Origin of the sequence: Hyphomonas polymorpha PS728 (assembly GCF_000685315.1) — a bacterium.
GTDB classification, from domain to species: Bacteria; Pseudomonadota; Alphaproteobacteria; order Caulobacterales; family Hyphomonadaceae; genus Hyphomonas; species Hyphomonas polymorpha.
In genome coordinates this window covers 113,929-130,445 of sequence record NZ_ARYM01000008.1, presented here as the reverse complement: position 1 = coordinate 130,445, position 16,517 = coordinate 113,929, and the positions used below count along the sequence as shown (strand labels likewise).

The following is a 16,517-nucleotide window of genomic DNA, read 5'->3' as shown; positions in this document are numbered from 1 at the left end:
AGAATCAGTTCTGATTTCATCTGTCAAAATCTAATTGAGGCATAAAATAAGGGCGCGGTCGCAGTAGAGTTTGCCGGACGAAACTTCTTCATTGCTGAAGCAGATGGCCGGGATCAGGTCGCCAATGCCATTCGCACTGGCGCGTATGAGTCGCCCCTGCCTATACTCGTCATTGAAATGATGGCCCGACTGGACGGGGCATTTCTGGATGTCGGCGCCAACACCGGACTCTACACAGTGCTCGCGGCCAGCGCGCGAAATGACTGCATTGTCCACGCCTTTGAACCTTACGAGCCCATCATCAGGGTATTTGAGGATAACGTACTCGCCAATCAAATTCAGGACCGTGTCCGGCTGCACGAAGTCGCGTTGAGTGATGAACGGGGAGAAGTCACGCTGTATCTGCCTGACGCCAGCCATGGAATGCTCGAAACAAGCGCCTCGCTGGAACCCGAATGGGGCGATGGCCCCAAGAGCAAAATCCAGATTGAGCGGATACCACTCGACGATATCGAGCTGCCGAAAATTTCCCTCGTCAAAGCGGACATTGAAGGACACGAAGCCACCTTCCTGGCCGGCGCCATGAAGATGGTGCAGAAAGATCGGCCTATCATCCTGATCGAGATTCTTCACATCGCAAATTTCGAAAAGCTTGCACAGTTTCTGGCAGACAGCGGCTATCTGGATTTCCGCCTGAGACCGGATATGGCCATTCAGAGCTTCTATCCCGCCTTTGATCCACAAAGCTGGAACCACGCATTCGTGCCACCAGAAAAACTTCCATTTTTCATGGAAGTCTGCGAAGCGAGCAAGCTTGAGGTCGTCACTCCCCTCACTCTTCCAGAACCGGAAAAGAAATCTTTCTGGGCCCGTTTGTTTGGAAATTGATGCGTAGCGCTTGCGGCACCGGCACGCCCACGGCGCAGGATATGACCCCTCGCCAAGCACACCCAACCATCCTGCGGATAGCGCAGCGCTACGCGTTTCTGGGCGAGAATGACGTCTCGCGTTTCCCTGCTGTTCACGCGCTGGTTTAGACTGTCAGCCCCGCCGCTTCCAGCAGCGACGCGAATTGCAGCGTGGTGCGGTCTCCATAGGGCGCGCCGATCAGCTGGAAACCGATGGGCAGGCCGCCGGCGCTCTTGGCGACGGGCACACAGGTTGAGGGCAGACCGGCGAACGTAGCAATCGCGGCCCAGGCAAGCTGCGAGCCATAGGGCAGCACTGCCCTATCAATCTCTATGGTCCGCTTGCTCCAGTCCGGTTCTTCCTTGTGCGGAAAGGCGGGCGTGGAGAAGGCCGGCGAGAGGAGAATGTCCACACCCTCGAAGAAGGCGGCCCATTGCCGGGTGATGGCGAGTTGATAGTCCTGAAGGTTCATCCAGTCATGCGCGCTGATCGGCGCCGCTGCCGGGTCTCCGCGCGAAATCACAGTCATCAGCATGCGCACATAGGTAGGCACCATTTCGGCGAGGTCTGGCACCCCCGCCATTCCCTCGCTCACGGTCACGCCTTCTGCACGCAGCGCGTTCACCAGCCCCGTAAGCCCCGCGCGCGTATCCCCGTCTACCGGCACGCCCGGCATTTCGGCAATCACGCGCACGCGAAAATTCTTGAGCCCTCCGGTCCGCGCTTCCGGCAGGTCCAGCCGGTATCCACTGCCTTCTTCAGGCCCGGCGATCACATCAAGCGCCGCCACAAGATCGCCTACGTTCCGCGCCATCGGCCCGACCACGGCGAGGGGCGCATCACACCCATCCGTCCCGGGGAAAAGATGCCCGCGCTGGGGCACGATGCCATAGCTGGGCTTGTGCCCGAACACGCCGCACATATGCGCCGGAAAGCGGATGGAGCCGCCAATGTCCGATCCGATCTCCAGCGGCACCATTCCGGTGGCCAGCGCCGCCGCCGCCCCGCCGGAGGAGCCGCCGGGCGAGCGGGCATGGTCAAACGGGTTTACCGTGCGCCCATAGATGGGGTTCACGCTCTGCCAGTCTCCCAAGGCCACGGGCACATTCGTCTTTCCAAGGATGATTGCGCCTTGCGCTTTCAGGCGCTCAACCACCAGAGCGTCCCGCGCCGCGTTCAGATCCTTGAACTGCTCAAAGCCCCAGGTGGAGGGCAGGCCCGCCACGTCATTGGATTCCTTCACAGTCATCGGCACGCCCAGGAAGCGGCGCGGATCGCCGGGCTTGCGGCTGGCGTCCAGCGCTTTTGCCGCCGCCCGCGCCCGCTCGAAATCGCGCACCACTACGGCGTTGATGGCCCCGTCCACGGCCTCGATGCGCGCGATGGCCGCCTCGGCCGCCTCCAGCGCGGAAATCTCTCCGGCGCGTACGGCCTCTGCCGTTTCCAGCGCGCCGGCCTTTGCGAGATCGGAACTCGTCTTTGCGGCCATATCGTCCTCCCTGTTGCGGGCGAGCCTAGCACGGGGGCAGAGAAGCTCAACGCATATGCCCGCTTGCGCGGCGCATCTGGTTCATATACGAAACATATATATTTCAGATAGTGAGGCCGCCATGGGCATCGTGAATATAGAAGACGACCTGCATGATCAGGTGCGCAAGGCGAGCGCGGTTTCCTGCCGCTCGATCAATGCGCAGGCCGCCTGGTGGATCCGCATCGGCAAGCTGGCCGAGATGAACCCCACCCTTTCCTTCAACGAGATCGTGCAGCGGGAGATGGCGGCTGCCGGCGTCACGCCTGATCCCCTGCGCGCGCACGCGGCATGATCAAGAGCGCAGAAGAACTGGCGCTGATGGCGGAGTCGGGGCGCCTGCTCGCCTCGGTGTTCGGGCTGATCGACCAGATGCCGCTGATTGGCATGAATACGCTGGAGGTGAACGACCGGGTGGAGCGCTTCATCCGCGAGGATCTCAAATCCCGCCCTGCAAGCCTTGGCCAGTATGGCTTTGAATATGTCCTCAATTCATCCGTGAACGATGTGATCTGTCATGGTGTGCCTTCTGCCAAGGATATCCTGCGCGAGGGCGACATCGTGAATTTCGACATCACGCTGGAGAAGAATGGCTATATCGCCGATTCCAGCAAGACCTACATGATCGGCACCGTGGCCACGCCCGCCCGCCGCCTGGTGCGCACCACTTATGAAGCCATGTGGAAGGGCATCCGCGCCGTCCGCCCCGGCGCCACGCTGGGCGACGTTGGCCACGCCATCGAGCGCCATGCGAAGCAGGCCGGATACACGATTGTCCGCGACTATTGCGGCCACGGCATCGGCCGCGAAATGCATGAGGAGCCCTCGGTGCTCCACTTCGGCAAGCCCGGCACCGGCCTCCGCCTGCGCCCCGGCATGACGTTTACGATTGAGCCGATGGTCAATGAAGGCAAACGCAGTTCGTATACAGAAGAGGATGGCTGGACCGTGCGCACCGAAGACGGAAAACTTTCGGCGCAGTTCGAGCATACGGTGGCTGTGACGGAGACGGGTGTTGATGTGCTGACACTGAGGCCGGAAGAGGCGCATCTGGTGAGGGAAGCGGCCCGCAGAATGGGTTAGCCGCAGGCGTAACCCGCCACACTCACAACGCCGACCTCGTCACTCTCGACCGGCGCAGCCGGTCTGAGAGCCTATCTCCTGCGCTCTCCCGTTCACCACAGCAGAGAGCGCGAGATGGGCTCAGATGGCCTTTGGCCATCGAGTGTGACGATAGAAGGGAGGCGCAGGAGAAATCTCCCTCACCTTCCCTTCTGTCCCCTGTCCCCGAACCACCAAAGCGTGGCTGCGGTCGCCGCGAAGGTGGCGGTTTCGACGATGCCCATGCGGGCTTCGGTGGTGGCTCCGAGATAGACGAGGCCGGTGATGATCCAGAGCAGCAGGGTGAGCAGCGGCCGGGTCAGCGCGCGGACGGCGTTCACCCAGCGATAGCTGTCTCCGATCGCGGCTTCGGCTTCCATCGAGGCGGCGAGGCCGCGCCAGGCGCCGGCAGCGTCGGCGAGCTTGATCTGCGCTTCTGTGGCCGCTGCCAGCTCGCGCATGCGCGCCTCCTGCATGGCCGCGTCATGGGCCCAGCGGGCGCGTTCCTGGGTGTTGTCCTGCCGCCGCTCGATCAGCCCTGCCACGCGGCCGATGACCGTGCCCACAAGGCCGAACACGCCGCCACCCGCTGCGCTGGCGGCAAGGCCGATAATGTCGCTCATGACAGATCTTCCGCCCTCGGATAGGTCCAGCGTGCGGCCGTCTCGGCGGTCAAGATGCAGGAAGGATCTGGCAATGCCGATGCCGGTAAAGCCGAGGCGTTCTGCCGCCGCCACCATCGCGCGCCGGTCATGCCTGCCGAAGGCAATGTCCACCGCCATGCGGCGATGCTCCGAATTCGGCACGCCGCCAACCACGGCATTCCAGATGGCGCAGCGATGGCCCGAATTGATCTTCAGGGGACGGCCCATTTCCGCGCGCAGGGCTTCGAGCGCGTCGAGAAAGGCTGCGTCATGCCAGTAAGCGCCCCGGCAGCCGCGCCCGCCGCACCGGCAGGCAAGCTCCTGAGGGGTGAAGTGGGGCCAGCGCCAGCCAGCGCGCGAAACGTCTCTGTAAGATGCGTACAACATGGGGCGAAGTTTGCCCCTGCGCCCTACCCCGGCGAATTCGAAGGGGCCGATTTCCTGTGACCGTCGCAGGAAGCGTGTTGGACAGGGCCAGCGCTGTACCCCAGCGGCGCGGCGCAGATCTGTCCGGGCCTGTCCGGATTTGTCCGGAAGTGTCCGCAAAGAAAAGCTCCCTGCCATAGGAATGACAGGGCGCCGGTGTTTTCAGAGGGGTGAGGCGCCGCTTACTCGGCGGCGCGCGAGAAAGCGAGGCCCTTGGCCAGTGCCGCGCGGGCGTCGTTATACTCACGCTCCAGCTGGTCGACATAATCGCTGACAGGACCACGCTTTTTCACCGCGCCAATACCCTGGCCACAGCCCCAGATGTCCTTCCAGGCCTTGGCCTCGGTGTTGCCGCCGGAACCGAAGTTCATCTTGGAGGGATCGCTTTCCGGCAGATTGTCCGGATCCAACCCAGCCGCCACGATGGACGGGCGCAGATAGTTACCATGCACGCCGGTGAAGAGGTTTGAATAGACGATGTCTTCGGCGCCATAATTCACGATGGCATCCTTGTAGCCTTCCATCGCGTTGGCTTCGTCGCAGGCGATGAAGGCCGAGCCCATATAGGCAAAGTCCGCCCCCATCGCGAGAGCAGCGGCAATGGCCCCGCCATTGGCAATGGAGCCCGACAGTGCCAGCGGGCCATCAAAGAATTCGCGGATTTCCTGAATCAGCGCGAAGGGCGAGAGCACGCCGGCATGGCCACCCGCGCCGGTGCAGACGGCGATGAGGCCATCGGCGCCCTTTTCCAACGCCTTCTTCGCAAAGCGCGTGTCGATCACATCATGCATGACGATGCCGCCATAGGAATGGATGGCGTCGTTCACATCCTGACGCGCGCCCAGCGAGGTGATCACGAACGGCACCTTGTATTTCACGCAGGCTTCCATGTCGTGGTCGAGGCGGTTGTTGGTCTTGTGGACGATCTGGTTGACCGCGAAGGGCGCAGCCGGGCGGTCCGGATGCTTGATATTGTGCTCGCCAAGCTCGTTGGTGATCTGGTCCAGCCATTCATGCAGTACAGGGTCGGGTCGCGCATTCAGCGCCGGGAAGCTGCCGACGATGCCGGCCTTGCACTGGGCGATGACCAGTTCCGGTCCGGAAATGATGAAGAGCGGCGATGCGATCACCGGCAGGCGCATCTTGTTGAAAATAGGCGGCACGGTCATCGGTTGTTTTCTCCCACGATAGTTCTGGGAAGGAACTTATATGGGCGGAAGGGCGCGGCAAGCATGACCTTGAGGAAGGCCAGGAGAGCCTTGATTTCCGGCTGTAAAATCCGCTCCGCAGGCCCGAATTTCCATATCAATCCGATATGGGACGCAATTTTCGGGGTCAAATCACATGCGTTTGACGCACTCAGCTTAACGCACGTTCAGGGCGCTAGCGATTCGCAGCGCGTCTGGATTGCTGGCACCTGGCAAAAAGCCACCCCCGGCCCTTTCGGGTCAGGAGTGGTCAAGGCGGAGCTCAGCAGCTCTACAGATACAGAGTTGGCGCAAACCTGAGCTTCCCTGCCCGCACCGGAGCCTGCCCCTTCCCACGCACCGGAAGGGTGTGGATGAGCTGTCAGCGACGAAAGCAGACATCCACCAGCAGAACTACGCGGAAGTTTGGCTACCCGTGAGAGGGTGGGTGGCCGTGCGACAGGAGGCCCCGCCAGGCCGCCTGCCGGTGCAGGAGGGAAATCAGGTCATCCGGATCGCCATCGGCGATCAGGGCGTCGAGAAAGAGACCGGGACCATGATCATTTGCGGGTTGGCCGCAAAGCTGTGCCGGTTGCACCTCGGCATGGGAGGAAACGCTGGAGGAGCGGTAGAATGGCGACGCCTTGAGCATGGTCTCGGTCTCCGTCTTGCGACTAATTCTCATTTGCATTTTGAGCCCGGAGGGTCAAGCCTCAAAATATTACAATCGGCAAAGATGGGGGGGACGGCCTGTGGAATTCGGGCTGGCGCGCCGCGGCCTTTGCGCAACTTGCTGCAATGCAGAAGGCCCATGCAGGAATGAAGGTCACATACCCTTAAGGAAGCAGTTCACAAGCCGGCCCGGATTGCCCTAAACCGGCAGCATGGCCGATGACATCCTCCCCTTCAGTTCCGCATTTCCCGCAGCCACCGAAGCCGAATGGCTGAGCGCAGTTGAAAAGGCGCTCAAGGGCAAGGGCGTCGACACGCTCACCCGCAAGACCGCCGATGGTATCGGCATCAAGGCGCTCTATCGCGAAAGCGACTTTGCTGCCGCGACCGACCCGCTGGGCGTTCCTGGCGAGGCGCCCTACCTGCGCGGCCCGACAGCGGCGCCCGACAAGTGGCGCCCCTGGGACATCCGCCAATTGTTCACCCACCCCTCGGCAGAGGAAACCAATGCCGAGATCCTGCGCGACCTGGAGCGCGGCGTTTCCTCGGTTGAGATCGCGCTGGACTGCACCGGCCAGCAGGGCGTTCAGATCACCACGCTGGAAGACTTTGAGACGGCGCTCAGCGGCGTGCGCGCGGACTATGCCGGGGTGGCGCTCAGCCATCTCAACGCCTCGGGCGTGACGGCCTCTGCCCTGCTCGCCCTCTGGGCGGAGAAACAGGAAAACGCGGCAGACCTCGCTATCGATTTCAACATGGACCCGCTCGGCGCACTGGCCCGGTCCGGCAAGCTCTCCGGCGGCCTCGACGCGGCGTTTGAACGGCTGACGTCCGTGATCGGGCCGCTCGGCCAGAAATTCCCCAAAGCGGGCCTTGTCCGCATTGACGCGACCAGCGTGCATGAAGCGGGCGGCTCAGAAGCGCAGGAACTGGGCGCGCTGATCGCTTCGGCCATCGACACGCTGCGCCGCCTGGATGGGAAGGCAGACATCGCCGCGCTGACCAGCCGTATGAGCTTCGCCGTCGCGCTGGATGCCAACTATGGTATCGGCATCGCCAAGCTGCGCGCGGCGCGCCGCCTCTGGGCGCGCTGCCTGGACGCGCTTGGCCTTGCGCCGGCGCCGATGCGCCTGCAGGGCGTGACCTCTGCGCGGATGCTGACAAAGTATGATCCGTGGACGAACATGCTGCGCGTTACCTCCGCCGTGTTCGCAGGCGCGGCGGGCGGCGCGGACATTGTGACCTCGCGCGCATTCAACGAAGCCCTTGGCCGGCCGGAAGAACTCGGCCGCCGAATTGCACGCAACACCCAGATCATCGCCATGGAAGAAAGCCAGCTTGGCCGCGTGGCAGACCCGACCGGCGGGGCCTGGTTCACCGAGACGCTGGCCGATGACCTCGCCGAAGCAGCCTGGGCAGAGTTCCAGAAAATCGAAAGCGAAGGCGGCTATGGCGCCTCACTCGTTTCCGGCGCCTTTCAGGCCCGCGTGAAAGCGGTGCGCGACGCCCGCGCCAAGGATATTGCCCGCCGCAAGATACCGCTGACGGGCGTTTCGGAGTATCCGCTGCTGGACGAGATCGCGGCGCCGGTTGCCGATGTGGATATGCCCCGTGCGCGGGATGGCGTATCCGATACGGGCCTGAAGGCGCTCGTCAAAGGGCCGCTGGCCAGCGGGACGGACGCCACCGCCGAAGCGCTTGCGCCTATCCGTCTGGCGGCCGCCTTCGAGGCTCTGCGTGACGCGGCAGCCGGCGCGCCCAAGCGGCCGGAAGTGTTCATCGCGACGCTCGGCGCGCTGGCCGAATTTACGCCGCGCGCGGACTTTGCGCGCAACATGCTGGCCGCTGGCGGCATCGCGCCGAAGGAGGCCGTTGTGCCGCCCCGTGACGCCGCCGAACTCGCGGCCGCGTTCAAGGCTTCGGGCTGCCGCCTCGCGGTGATCTGCGGCACGGACAAGGCGTATGAAACCGGCGCAGCGGAAGCTGCAGATGCTCTGAAGAAAGCCGGCGCGCAAAGCGTCTGGCTCGCTGGAAAAGCCGAAGCGCCCGGCATCGACCTTAACATTTTCGCAGGCTGTGACGTGCTCCACGCGCTCCAGGTTGCTCATGCCGAGCTGGGAGTGTCCAAATGACCAAGTTCCCCGATTTCACCAAACTTGACCTCGGCACGCCCGGCGCAAAAGCTGAAAAGCCGAAACTCGGCGAAGCCTGGGAGACGCCTGAAGGCATTGCGGTTCAATCCGCCTACACCGCAGCAGATCGCGCTGGGCTGGATTACCTGGATGATTATCCGGGCCTCACGCCCTTTGGCCGGGGCCCCTACCCCACGATGTATACCAATCAGCCCTGGACAATCCGTCAGTATGCGGGCTTTTCCACGGCCGAAGATTCCAACGCCTTCTATCGCCGCAACCTGGCCGCCGGCCAGAAGGGCCTTTCTGTGGCATTCGATCTGGCCACCCACCGGGGCTATGATTCTGACCACCCGCGCGTAACGGGCGATGTGGGCATGGCGGGCGTGGCGATCGACTCCATCCTCGACATGCGCACATTGTTCTCCGGCATTCCGCTGGATCAGATGTCGGTCTCCATGACGATGAACGGCGCGGTTCTGCCGATCCTGGCGCTATACATTGTCGCTGCCGAGGAACAGGGCGTGCCGCCGGAAAAACTCGCCGGGACCATTCAGAATGATATTCTGAAAGAGTTCATGGTGCGGAATACCTATATCTATCCGCCCAAGCCCTCGATGCGGATCATTTCGGACATTTTCGCCTTCACCTCGGAGAAGATGCCGAAGTTCAACTCGATCTCGATTTCCGGCTATCACATGCAGGAAGCGGGCGCGACGGCAGACCTTGAGCTGGCCTATACGCTGGCCGATGGCATCGAATATATCCGCGCAGGCGTCGCCGCCGGGCTGGATGTGGACGCCTTTGCGCCGCGCCTGTCCTTCTTCTGGGCAATCGGCATGAACACCTTCATGGAAGTTGCCAAGATGCGGGCCGCGCGCCTCATCTGGGCAAAGCTCGTGAAGGAGAACTTCAATCCGAAGTCTGACAAATCCCTCAGCCTGCGGACGCACTCGCAGACCTCCGGCTGGAGCCTGACGGCGCAGGACGTTTACAACAACGTCATCCGCACCTGCCTGGAGGCCATCGCCGCCGCTGGTGGGCAGACGCAGAGCCTGCACACCAACAGCTTCGACGAAGCCCTGGCCCTGCCGACAGACTTCTCCGCCCGCATCGCGCGCAACACGCAGATCCTGCTGCAGCAGGAAGCGGGCGCCTGCCAGTCCATCGACCTGTTCGGCGGCAGCTATTACGTCGAGCGGCTGACGCATGATCTTGCGGCCAAGGCGCTGAAGCATATCGAGGAAGTCGAAGCGATGGGCGGCATGGCGAAAGCCATCGAAGAAGGCCTGCCGAAACTGCGCATTGAAGAAGCCGCCGCCAACACCCAGGCGCGCATCGACAGCGGCACGCAGACTGTCGTGGGCGTCAACAAGTTCCTGCTGGACGAAGAAGAAGACGTCCCGGTACTGAAGGTGGACAACGCCGCTGTGCGCCGGATGCAGCTGGAAAAACTGGCGCGCCTGAAGGCCGAGCGCAACGAAGCCGAAGTCACCGCCAAGCTGGACGCCATTGCCGAAGCCGCCGCCGGCACGAAGGGCAACCTCCTCGCATTGGCCGTGGACGCAGCCCGCGCCAAGGCCACCGTGGGCGAGATTTCCGAAGCGGTCGAGCGCAGCCAGGGCCGCCATCAGGCCGTCATCCGCTCCATCAAGGGCGTCTATGGCAGCGGCGTGAAGGGCACGGACAAGGCCAACGAAGCGGAAAGCCTGGCGCAGGCGTTTATCAAAAAAACCGGCCGCAAGCCGAAGATCTACATCGCCAAGATGGGTCAGGACGGACATGACCGTGGACAGAAGGTCGTCGCCTCTGCGCTGATGGACCTTGGCTGGGAAGTCGAGATTGGTCCCCTCTTCCAGACGCCGGAAGAAGCCGCGCGCGACGCGCGCAAGGCGGGTGTGGACATTGTCGCCGCCTCATCGCTGGCAGCGGGCCATCTGACGCTGGTGCCGGAGCTGAAACGCGCCCTTGGCAATGAAGGCGCGGCCAACGCGCAGATCATCGTCGGCGGCGTTATCCCGCCCCAGGATTTCGATGCCCTGCGCACCGCAGGCGCCGCAGCGATCTTTCCTCCGGGCACAGTGATCGCCGACAGCGCCATCCGGATGCTGGAGCTTCTGCTGGGAGAAGATGATCCCGCGCGGACGGCGGCGGAGTAGTCTTCAACGGAGAGACAACCATGATCCTCACCACCACCCACACGGTTCAGGGCCGGGATATCCGGGAATACAGAGGCGTCGTGTGCGGGGAGGTCGTGATTGGCGCGCATCTCGGCAAGGATATTCTGGCGGGCTTTACCAACCTCGTGGGCGGGCGGTCAAACGCCTATGAGAGCACCCTGCGCGAGACGCGGGACGGCGCGCTGGCGGAGATGATCGAAGAAGCAACCCGCCTCGGCGCGGACGCCATCGTCGGGGTCAAGTTCGATTACAGCGTCATCGGCCAGGGCGGCTCGATGATGATGGTGGCCGTCTCCGGCACGGCCGTAACGCTCGCATGAGCGCGCTGACGGCCATCGCGCCCACCCTCGACGAAATGTATCTGACGGCGGAAAAAAGCTTCGCTGACCTGCCCGATTTCATGCGCAAGGCTGCCGGCGATGTGCGCATCATCGTCATGGATTATGCCGAAAATGAAACGCTTGACGAGATGGGCATCGAAGACGCGCTGGAGCTGACCGGTCTCTATGTGGGTATTCCGCTCACCATTGAAAGCGTCACAAACCCCTCCGAATACAGACCGCTTATCTATCTCTACCGACTGCCCATCCTGTTTGAATGGGCAGCCCGGGGAGACGTGACGGTCGAAGAGCTTGTGAGCCATGTTTTCATTCATGAGCTTGGCCATCATTTCGGCTGGTCAGACGAGGAGATGGACGCCAAGCTCGAGGAAGATGACTAGGCAGGATCAGACAAGGAGATCCTCCTGCTCCCGCTTCCCGGCCTCTTCATCCTTCGAAGCAAGCGCGATGCCGAAGGTGAGAATTCCAACGCGGCCTGCAAACATCAGAAGAATAACGGTGAGCTTTCCAAAATCGCTCAGCGAGCCGGTGATGCCCATAGACAGGCCAACCGTGCCGATGGCGGAGATCGCCTCAAACAGCAAAGCCTCGAAATCCTTGCCGGGCTCTGTGAGACAGAGAAGGAAGAAGGCAGGCGTCATCAGCATCACAAAGTAGGCTGACGACGCCATTGCCAGTTGCAGCCGCGCAGGCGCAATCACGCGATTGAAAAAGGTAATCTCCGGGCGCCGGCGCACTGTCGAGCGCACAAGCCCGATCATTGCCGCGAAAGTCGTGGTCTTGAGACCGCCCCCTGTGCCTGAAGGCGAGGCGCCAATGGCCATGAGGAAAAAGAGCAGCACGATTACAGCGGGCGTCAGTGTACTGATCGGATGGGTGTTGAAGCCGACCGTTGTTGTAGTCGTCATGGTCTGAAAGAAGGAAGCGAGCAGCCGTTCACCAGATGGGAGCGCTGCGATTCCTGGCTCCGACACGAAGATAACGGCTGCACCGACAAGCAGAAAGGCCCCCGTCAGCTTCAGGATCACCTTGCTGGTAAAGCTAAGCGCGAAGCTGCGGCGCGTCAGCCCCCGCCAGACATCCCAGGCGATGAGGAAGCCCATGGCGCCAAGTATCGACAGCGCCGAAATGGTTGCATTGACCCCTACGTCGCCCCGGAAATTTTCCAGGCTGTTGGGATTGAGGCTGAAGCCTGCGGTGCAGAAGGCGGAAACGGAGTGGAAGATGGAACTCCATACAGCGTTATCGACGCCGCTTGCTGCAAACTGGAGGTAGAGCAGACAAGCCCCTACCAACTCGATAACCAGCGTGTAGATCACGACCGTCCGGATGAAGCTCCCGACACTGACGTCCTCAGGCAATGTGAAGGCAGTGCGGGCGAGGCGTTCACGCAGAGGCGACAGGTGCTGCGCTGTTGCCATCATGACGAACGAGCCGAGCGTCATATATCCGATACCACCTGCCTGGATCAGCAGCAGGATCACCAGTTCACCCAGGAACGTATAGGAGGTACCCGGATCGACGGTCACAAGCCCTGTGGTGGATACGGCAGAGACAGCCGTGAAGAGATTGTCCAGCGGCACGACGGGCACTGACTGAGAAACGGGCAAACACAGAATAGCCCAGCCAAGCGCCATGTAGAACGCATAGCCGGCAAAGATCAGCTTGGCCGGGTGGATCCGGCGCATAAAGCGATGGACGTGCAGAGAGGCAACCGCAAGAAACTTGCGGGTGGCCCCGATCATTCGCGTAACGCGCATGATGAAACCTTTGAGCATGTTGAGGGAGTGGTTTGGAAACTACGGCGCACGGCGCCTGTTCAGTCGATCCGTTCCTTGTTCAGCACCGCTGCGGCTTTCGCCGCCCTTCGGCTGATGCTGCAGTGCGATACCATTCTTTTTTTCCGCTTGCCAGCCCCGTTCCGTTTGCAGGAACCCAACAATCCCGTAGATTGGCGCTGACATCACAATCATTACAAATAAATCAGGGAGATAGAGGGCATGAAGGCATATTCGGAACATGATGGCCTCGGGCTGGCCGAGCTCGTCAGGACACGGCAAGTATCACCTGAAGATCTTTTGGAAACCGCAGTCGCTCGCGCCGAATCTGTCCAGAGCCAGATCAACTGCTTCGCCGCGCTTTATCCCGACCTTGCCCGGGAGCAACTCAAGGCGGGCGGCATTGAAGGGCCCTATGCGGGCGTGCCCTTTGTGGTGAAGGATCTGGGCGTGGAGGTGAAAGGCGCGCCAGTCACGTCCGGCAGCCGCGCCTTCAAGGGGAATGTTGCCAGCCGGGATTCCACACTGGTGGAGCGTTTCCGCAAGGCGGGCCTTGTCTTCTTCGGCGCGACCACCACGCCGGAATTCGGACTGACGCTCACCACAGAATCGACCCTCTACGGACAATCCCGGAATCCCTGGGACACGACGCGCACGACAGGCGGTTCCTCCGGCGGCGCAGCGGCGGCGGTCGCGGCGGGAGTATTGCCGGTTGCCCATGCCAGCGATGGCGGCGGATCAATCCGTATCCCGGCAGCCTGTTGCGGGGTCTTCGGCCTGAAGGCGTCTCGCGGACGGATGCCGATGGGGCCTGCCAAGACCGAAGGCTGGAATGGCCTTTCCACGGTCGGCGTCGTCAGCCGCACAGTGAGGGATACCGCCGCGCTGCTTGACCTGACCCACGGCCCCGAAACCGGCAGCCGCTACGGCGCGCCTGCCCCTGCCCTTTCTTATCTGTCCGAACTTGAGCGCGATCCCCGCCCCTTGCGCATCGCCTTCTGGCCGGTAGCGCCGAACGGCACGAAACCGGACGCCGACGCGGCTGAAGGCCTCGCCAACACGGTCAAGCTGCTCGAAAGCCTTGGCCATATTGTAGTCGAGGCCGCCCCCATGATCGATGGCGAAGCGCTGGCGAAGGCCGGGCTGTTCACGATCTCGGCGAATATCGCCGCGTTGGTGGAGGAGCGAGGCATCGCGCGGGGATCTCCCGTGGCGGATGATGAACTGGAGCCAATCACGGCGTCGATGGTCCGCCTCGGGCGGACAGTGCCGATGATGGAGCTTGCCAAGGCAAATAACGCCTTCATCACGGCGGCCATCATCTATGAGCACTTCCTTGATGCAGGGCAATTTGATCTGACGCTTTCCCCCACCCTTCACCGCGCACCAGACCTGCTGGGCACGATGGCGCTGACCGCAGACCCCGGTGCTATGGGCGCGGCGGTGGCCGGCTTTGCGCCCCATTGCGCATTGTTCAACCAGACCGGCTGCCCGGCCATGTCGGTGCCGTTGCACTGGACGAAGCCGACCGCCACAGCGCCGGCGGGCCTGCCTATTGGCATGATGTTCGGCGCGCGCTATGGCCGCGAAGATCTGCTGCTGTCGCTGGCAGGACAGTTGGAGCGCGCCGCACCATGGGCACACAAGAAGCCGCCGGTCTGGGCCGGCTGACGGAAGACAATCGCAAATGGTACAGCGGCGGCTGTCACTGCCGCGCTGTACGGTTTGAAGTTGAGCTTCCCGACGCTTTCGAGGTGGAAGACTGCAACTGCACCATGTGTGCGATGAGCGGGAACATCCATGTCATCGTGCCCGGAAGCCGTTTTCAACTTCTTCAGGGAAAGGATAATCTCAGCCAGTACACCTTCAATACCGGCACGGCGAAACATCTTTTCTGCAAGACCTGCGGCATCAAGAGTTTCTACATTCCGCGCTCCAACCCCGATGGCTTCGCCATCACCTGGCGGGCGCTGGACGATTGGATGGACTTGAAAGTAACGGTCGTTCCGTTCGACGGGCAGAACTGGGAAGCCAACGCTGCGCGGCTAGCCCACAAATCAAAAGACTAACGCGGCGGCGGACCATCTTCTGGCGGAGGCGCCGGGCTGTCCTTGTCTTTGTTCTTGTGTTTGCGGTGATTGTTTTCCTTCGGCCCGGACAATATCCACGCGACCCAGGCGCGCTGTTCGGGAGAGAGCTCGCTGATACCGCCCAGCACTTCTAGACCAATCCGGTCACGGAGCATCACGTCCGCATCGCGCAGCTCTCGCAGGGCCACTTCAGCCGCCGCGCGGTCAAACGGGTCAGCCGCCAGAACTTCAGCAAAGCGCTTCTCAGCCTCCCGGCGGGCAGCCAGTTCGGCCTGAGAAGATTCAAACCCGCGCCGCATCAACGCGCGCACTTCCCGGCGATCATCGCGGGAAATTTCAGGAATGCCTTCGGGGCGCTCGAAAACCGGGCGGCCCTCGCCTCTCTGCAGTTTTGGAGGCTCAGACCTCAAATGCTGGCCAGCAACATAGCCGCCCAGCGCCAGGTTCACGAGCAGGGAAACGCCCAGCGCCGCCGGCGCAAGCCAGTTAGGCAGTCCGCTCATTCCACATCCTCCACGGCGTAGTTTGCCGTATCAAAGCCAAGGGCCGACACGACAAGTTCCTGCACCTCTACAGTCATATCATCATCCGCGCTTGCCACCGGCGCGACCGTCAGCCCCATGAACAGGCCGAGCGCGGCAGCCGCAAAGCCGCTCGCCGGCGCCCAGGGGGTTTTGAGGCCAAACCATTTCTGGATATTTCCCCGCGCCGCTTTCGGGCGCGGCGCGGCGGCAACAATCGCTTCGGTCAATGCACGTGGCATATCCGGCTCTGGCAGGGCGCCCAGCATCAGGCCCAGCGCGCGTGCCTCTGCCAGCGCGCCGGCGAAGCGCTCGGGATGGGCGCGCAGCAAGGCCTGGCCCGCGGCGCGTTCGGCCTCCGGCCAGGACGCAGGCTCTGCACCCCAGATTTCGATCAGCTCGATCAGGCGGTCATCGGTCATGCTGTAGGTCATGAGGCATTCCTTCCTTCGAGCAATTCTGCACGCAGCGTTCGCCGCGCGCGCGCCAGCAGGCTTTCCAGAGCCTCTACACTGACATCCATAATCTGCGCTGCTTCGCTTTGGGAGTGTCCCTGCAGCGCGCACAAGGTCAAGGCAGCAGACTGGCGTTCGGGCAAACGGGCAATGGCGGCCTCGACGGCCTTTACCCGCTGGGTCTGGTCGAGCCTGTCCTGCGGCCCAAGCGCGGTATCAGCGCGATCAGGCAATTCATCCGGCAACAGCTCCCGCCGCTTGCGCAGGCGATCATAGCAGAGGTTCAGCGCCACACGGTGGAGCCATGTGGAGAATTTCGCCCGCGGCTCCCAGGTGGGAAGCGCTTTCCAGGCGCGGATGAAGGTCTCCTGAGTCACGTCTTCGGCCTCTGCAGTATCGCCCAGCATCCGCGCCGCAAGCGACAGAACGCCCGGGCTGTAGCGGTTGACGAGCGCACGAACGGCCGCAGCGTCTCCGGCCGCGGCGCGTGTGATCTGGTCGAGGTCTGATGTAAACGCCACGGCGGGATGTTTAACTGAGTCCGGGCCGGAGT

General features: G+C 62.5%; 17 protein-coding genes. 9 read left to right on the top strand and 8 right to left on the bottom strand.

Going from position 1 to position 16,517, the window contains the following annotated elements:
• Positions 1-180 precede the first annotated feature (180 nt).
• Positions 181-888, top strand: coding sequence for an FkbM family methyltransferase (locus tag HPO_RS19710; protein ID WP_162174028.1), 708 nt, complete (start codon positions 181-183; stop codon positions 886-888).
• A 145-nt stretch (positions 889-1,033) separates the two neighbouring features.
• Here HPO_RS19710 and HPO_RS08445 read toward each other — a convergent pair whose 3' ends face one another.
• Positions 1,034-2,398 carry an amidase family protein gene (locus tag HPO_RS08445; RefSeq protein WP_051612454.1) on the bottom strand — a complete coding sequence of 455 codons (1,365 nt, stop codon included), beginning with the start codon at positions 2,396-2,398 and terminating at the stop codon, positions 1,034-1,036.
• A 121-nt stretch (positions 2,399-2,519) separates the two neighbouring features.
• On the opposite strand from HPO_RS08445, the gene HPO_RS08440 reads away from it, so the two are divergent.
• Positions 2,520-2,732, top strand: coding sequence for a ParD-like family protein (locus HPO_RS08440; RefSeq protein ID WP_035596984.1), 213 nt, complete (start codon positions 2,520-2,522; stop codon positions 2,730-2,732).
• The gene (gene map, locus HPO_RS08435; protein WP_035596982.1) at positions 2,729-3,520 is read left to right on the top strand and encodes a type I methionyl aminopeptidase; all 792 of its coding nucleotides are present in this window, start codon (positions 2,729-2,731) and stop codon (positions 3,518-3,520) included. Before HPO_RS08440 ends, map begins: the two co-directional genes overlap by 4 nt.
• Before the next feature lie 179 nt (positions 3,521-3,699).
• On the opposite strand, the gene HPO_RS20975 is transcribed toward map, so the two are convergent.
• The 3 genes from HPO_RS20975 to HPO_RS08410 form a co-directional block, all read right to left on the bottom strand.
• Positions 3,700-4,569: a D-Ala-D-Ala carboxypeptidase family metallohydrolase gene (locus tag HPO_RS20975; RefSeq protein WP_241767885.1), complete on the bottom strand. Its 870-nt coding sequence runs from the start codon at positions 4,567-4,569 to the stop codon at positions 3,700-3,702.
• A gap of 221 nt (positions 4,570-4,790) precedes the next feature.
• The gene (locus HPO_RS08420; RefSeq protein ID WP_035596980.1) at positions 4,791-5,777 is read right to left on the bottom strand and encodes an NAD(P)H-dependent flavin oxidoreductase; all 987 of its coding nucleotides are present in this window, start codon (positions 5,775-5,777) and stop codon (positions 4,791-4,793) included.
• A 448-nt stretch (positions 5,778-6,225) separates the two neighbouring features.
• On the bottom strand, positions 6,226-6,447 hold the full coding sequence (locus HPO_RS08410; RefSeq protein WP_035596975.1) for a hypothetical protein: 222 nt from the start codon (positions 6,445-6,447) through the stop codon (positions 6,226-6,228).
• A 232-nt stretch (positions 6,448-6,679) separates the two neighbouring features.
• Between HPO_RS08410 and HPO_RS08405 the strand changes: the two genes are divergently transcribed.
• Genes HPO_RS08405 through HPO_RS08390 form a run of 4 tightly spaced genes read left to right on the top strand, consistent with a single transcriptional unit; the run spans position 6,680 to position 11,500 of the window.
• Positions 6,680-8,599, top strand: a complete 1,920-nt coding sequence (locus HPO_RS08405; RefSeq protein WP_035596972.1) for a methylmalonyl-CoA mutase family protein — start codon at positions 6,680-6,682, stop codon at positions 8,597-8,599.
• A complete protein-coding gene (gene scpA, locus HPO_RS08400) occupies positions 8,596-10,758 on the top strand; it encodes a methylmalonyl-CoA mutase (RefSeq protein ID WP_035596969.1) in 2,163 nt (720 codons plus the stop codon). Before HPO_RS08405 ends, scpA begins: the two co-directional genes overlap by 4 nt.
• Before the next feature lie 20 nt (positions 10,759-10,778).
• Positions 10,779-11,099, top strand: coding sequence for a YbjQ family protein (locus HPO_RS08395; protein WP_035596966.1), 321 nt, complete (start codon positions 10,779-10,781; stop codon positions 11,097-11,099).
• Positions 11,096-11,500, top strand: coding sequence for a metallopeptidase family protein (locus tag HPO_RS08390; protein WP_035596962.1), 405 nt, complete (start codon positions 11,096-11,098; stop codon positions 11,498-11,500). Before HPO_RS08395 ends, HPO_RS08390 begins: the two co-directional genes overlap by 4 nt.
• Before the next feature lie 6 nt (positions 11,501-11,506).
• On the opposite strand, the gene HPO_RS08385 is transcribed toward HPO_RS08390, so the two are convergent.
• Positions 11,507-12,880, bottom strand: coding sequence for a TrkH family potassium uptake protein (locus tag HPO_RS08385; RefSeq protein WP_035597130.1), 1,374 nt, complete (start codon positions 12,878-12,880; stop codon positions 11,507-11,509).
• 240 nt (positions 12,881-13,120) lie between these two features.
• Here HPO_RS08385 and HPO_RS08380 point away from each other — a divergent pair, with 240 nt between their 5' ends.
• Both HPO_RS08380 and HPO_RS08375 read left to right on the top strand, forming a co-directional pair.
• Positions 13,121-14,569: an amidase gene (locus HPO_RS08380; protein WP_035596959.1), complete on the top strand. Its 1,449-nt coding sequence runs from the start codon at positions 13,121-13,123 to the stop codon at positions 14,567-14,569.
• Complete coding sequence (locus HPO_RS08375) at positions 14,533-14,967, top strand: GFA family protein (RefSeq protein WP_051612453.1); 435 nt, start codon at positions 14,533-14,535, stop codon at positions 14,965-14,967. Before HPO_RS08380 ends, HPO_RS08375 begins: the two co-directional genes overlap by 37 nt.
• On the opposite strand, the gene HPO_RS08370 is transcribed toward HPO_RS08375, so the two are convergent.
• From HPO_RS08370 to HPO_RS08360, 3 genes are read right to left on the bottom strand one after another with little or no spacing between them, the layout of a single operon-like run.
• Entirely contained in the window at positions 14,964-15,491 is a 528-nt protein-coding gene (locus tag HPO_RS08370) for a periplasmic heavy metal sensor (RefSeq protein ID WP_035596956.1), read from the bottom strand. The two genes, HPO_RS08375 and HPO_RS08370, sit on opposite strands and share 4 nt — an antisense overlap.
• Positions 15,488-15,943 carry a hypothetical protein gene (locus tag HPO_RS19705; RefSeq protein WP_051612452.1) on the bottom strand — a complete coding sequence of 152 codons (456 nt, stop codon included), beginning with the start codon at positions 15,941-15,943 and terminating at the stop codon, positions 15,488-15,490. Before HPO_RS19705 ends, HPO_RS08370 begins: the two co-directional genes overlap by 4 nt.
• Positions 15,940-16,485, bottom strand: a complete 546-nt coding sequence (locus HPO_RS08360; protein ID WP_035596953.1) for an RNA polymerase sigma factor — start codon at positions 16,483-16,485, stop codon at positions 15,940-15,942. The genes HPO_RS19705 and HPO_RS08360 overlap by 4 nt, the downstream gene beginning before the upstream one ends.
• Positions 16,486-16,517 lie beyond the last annotated feature (32 nt).

Coding starts and splice junctions, on each gene's coding strand:
- map (WP_035596982.1), top strand. CDS start 2,729: ATGATCAAGAGCGCAGAAGAACTGGCGCTGATGGCGGAGTCGGGGCGC.
- HPO_RS08380 (WP_035596959.1), top strand. CDS start 13,121: ATGAAGGCATATTCGGAACATGATGGCCTCGGGCTGGCCGAGCTCGTC.
- HPO_RS19710 (WP_162174028.1), top strand. CDS start 181: ATGGCCCGACTGGACGGGGCATTTCTGGATGTCGGCGCCAACACCGGA.
- HPO_RS08385 (WP_035597130.1), bottom strand. CDS start 12,880: ATGCGCGTTACGCGAATGATCGGGGCCACCCGCAAGTTTCTTGCGGTT.
- HPO_RS08410 (WP_035596975.1), bottom strand. CDS start 6,447: ATGCTCAAGGCGTCGCCATTCTACCGCTCCTCCAGCGTTTCCTCCCAT.
- HPO_RS08445 (WP_051612454.1), bottom strand. CDS start 2,398: ATGGCCGCAAAGACGAGTTCCGATCTCGCAAAGGCCGGCGCGCTGGAA.
- HPO_RS20975 (WP_241767885.1), bottom strand. CDS start 4,569: ATGTTGTACGCATCTTACAGAGACGTTTCGCGCGCTGGCTGGCGCTGG.
- HPO_RS08395 (WP_035596966.1), top strand. CDS start 10,779: ATGATCCTCACCACCACCCACACGGTTCAGGGCCGGGATATCCGGGAA.
- HPO_RS08390 (WP_035596962.1), top strand. CDS start 11,096: ATGAGCGCGCTGACGGCCATCGCGCCCACCCTCGACGAAATGTATCTG.
- HPO_RS08420 (WP_035596980.1), bottom strand. CDS start 5,777: ATGACCGTGCCGCCTATTTTCAACAAGATGCGCCTGCCGGTGATCGCA.
- HPO_RS19705 (WP_051612452.1), bottom strand. CDS start 15,943: ATGACCTACAGCATGACCGATGACCGCCTGATCGAGCTGATCGAAATC.
- scpA (WP_035596969.1), top strand. CDS start 8,596: ATGACCAAGTTCCCCGATTTCACCAAACTTGACCTCGGCACGCCCGGC.
- HPO_RS08375 (WP_051612453.1), top strand. CDS start 14,533: ATGGGCACACAAGAAGCCGCCGGTCTGGGCCGGCTGACGGAAGACAAT.
- HPO_RS08405 (WP_035596972.1), top strand. CDS start 6,680: ATGGCCGATGACATCCTCCCCTTCAGTTCCGCATTTCCCGCAGCCACC.
- HPO_RS08440 (WP_035596984.1), top strand. CDS start 2,520: ATGGGCATCGTGAATATAGAAGACGACCTGCATGATCAGGTGCGCAAG.
- HPO_RS08370 (WP_035596956.1), bottom strand. CDS start 15,491: ATGAGCGGACTGCCTAACTGGCTTGCGCCGGCGGCGCTGGGCGTTTCC.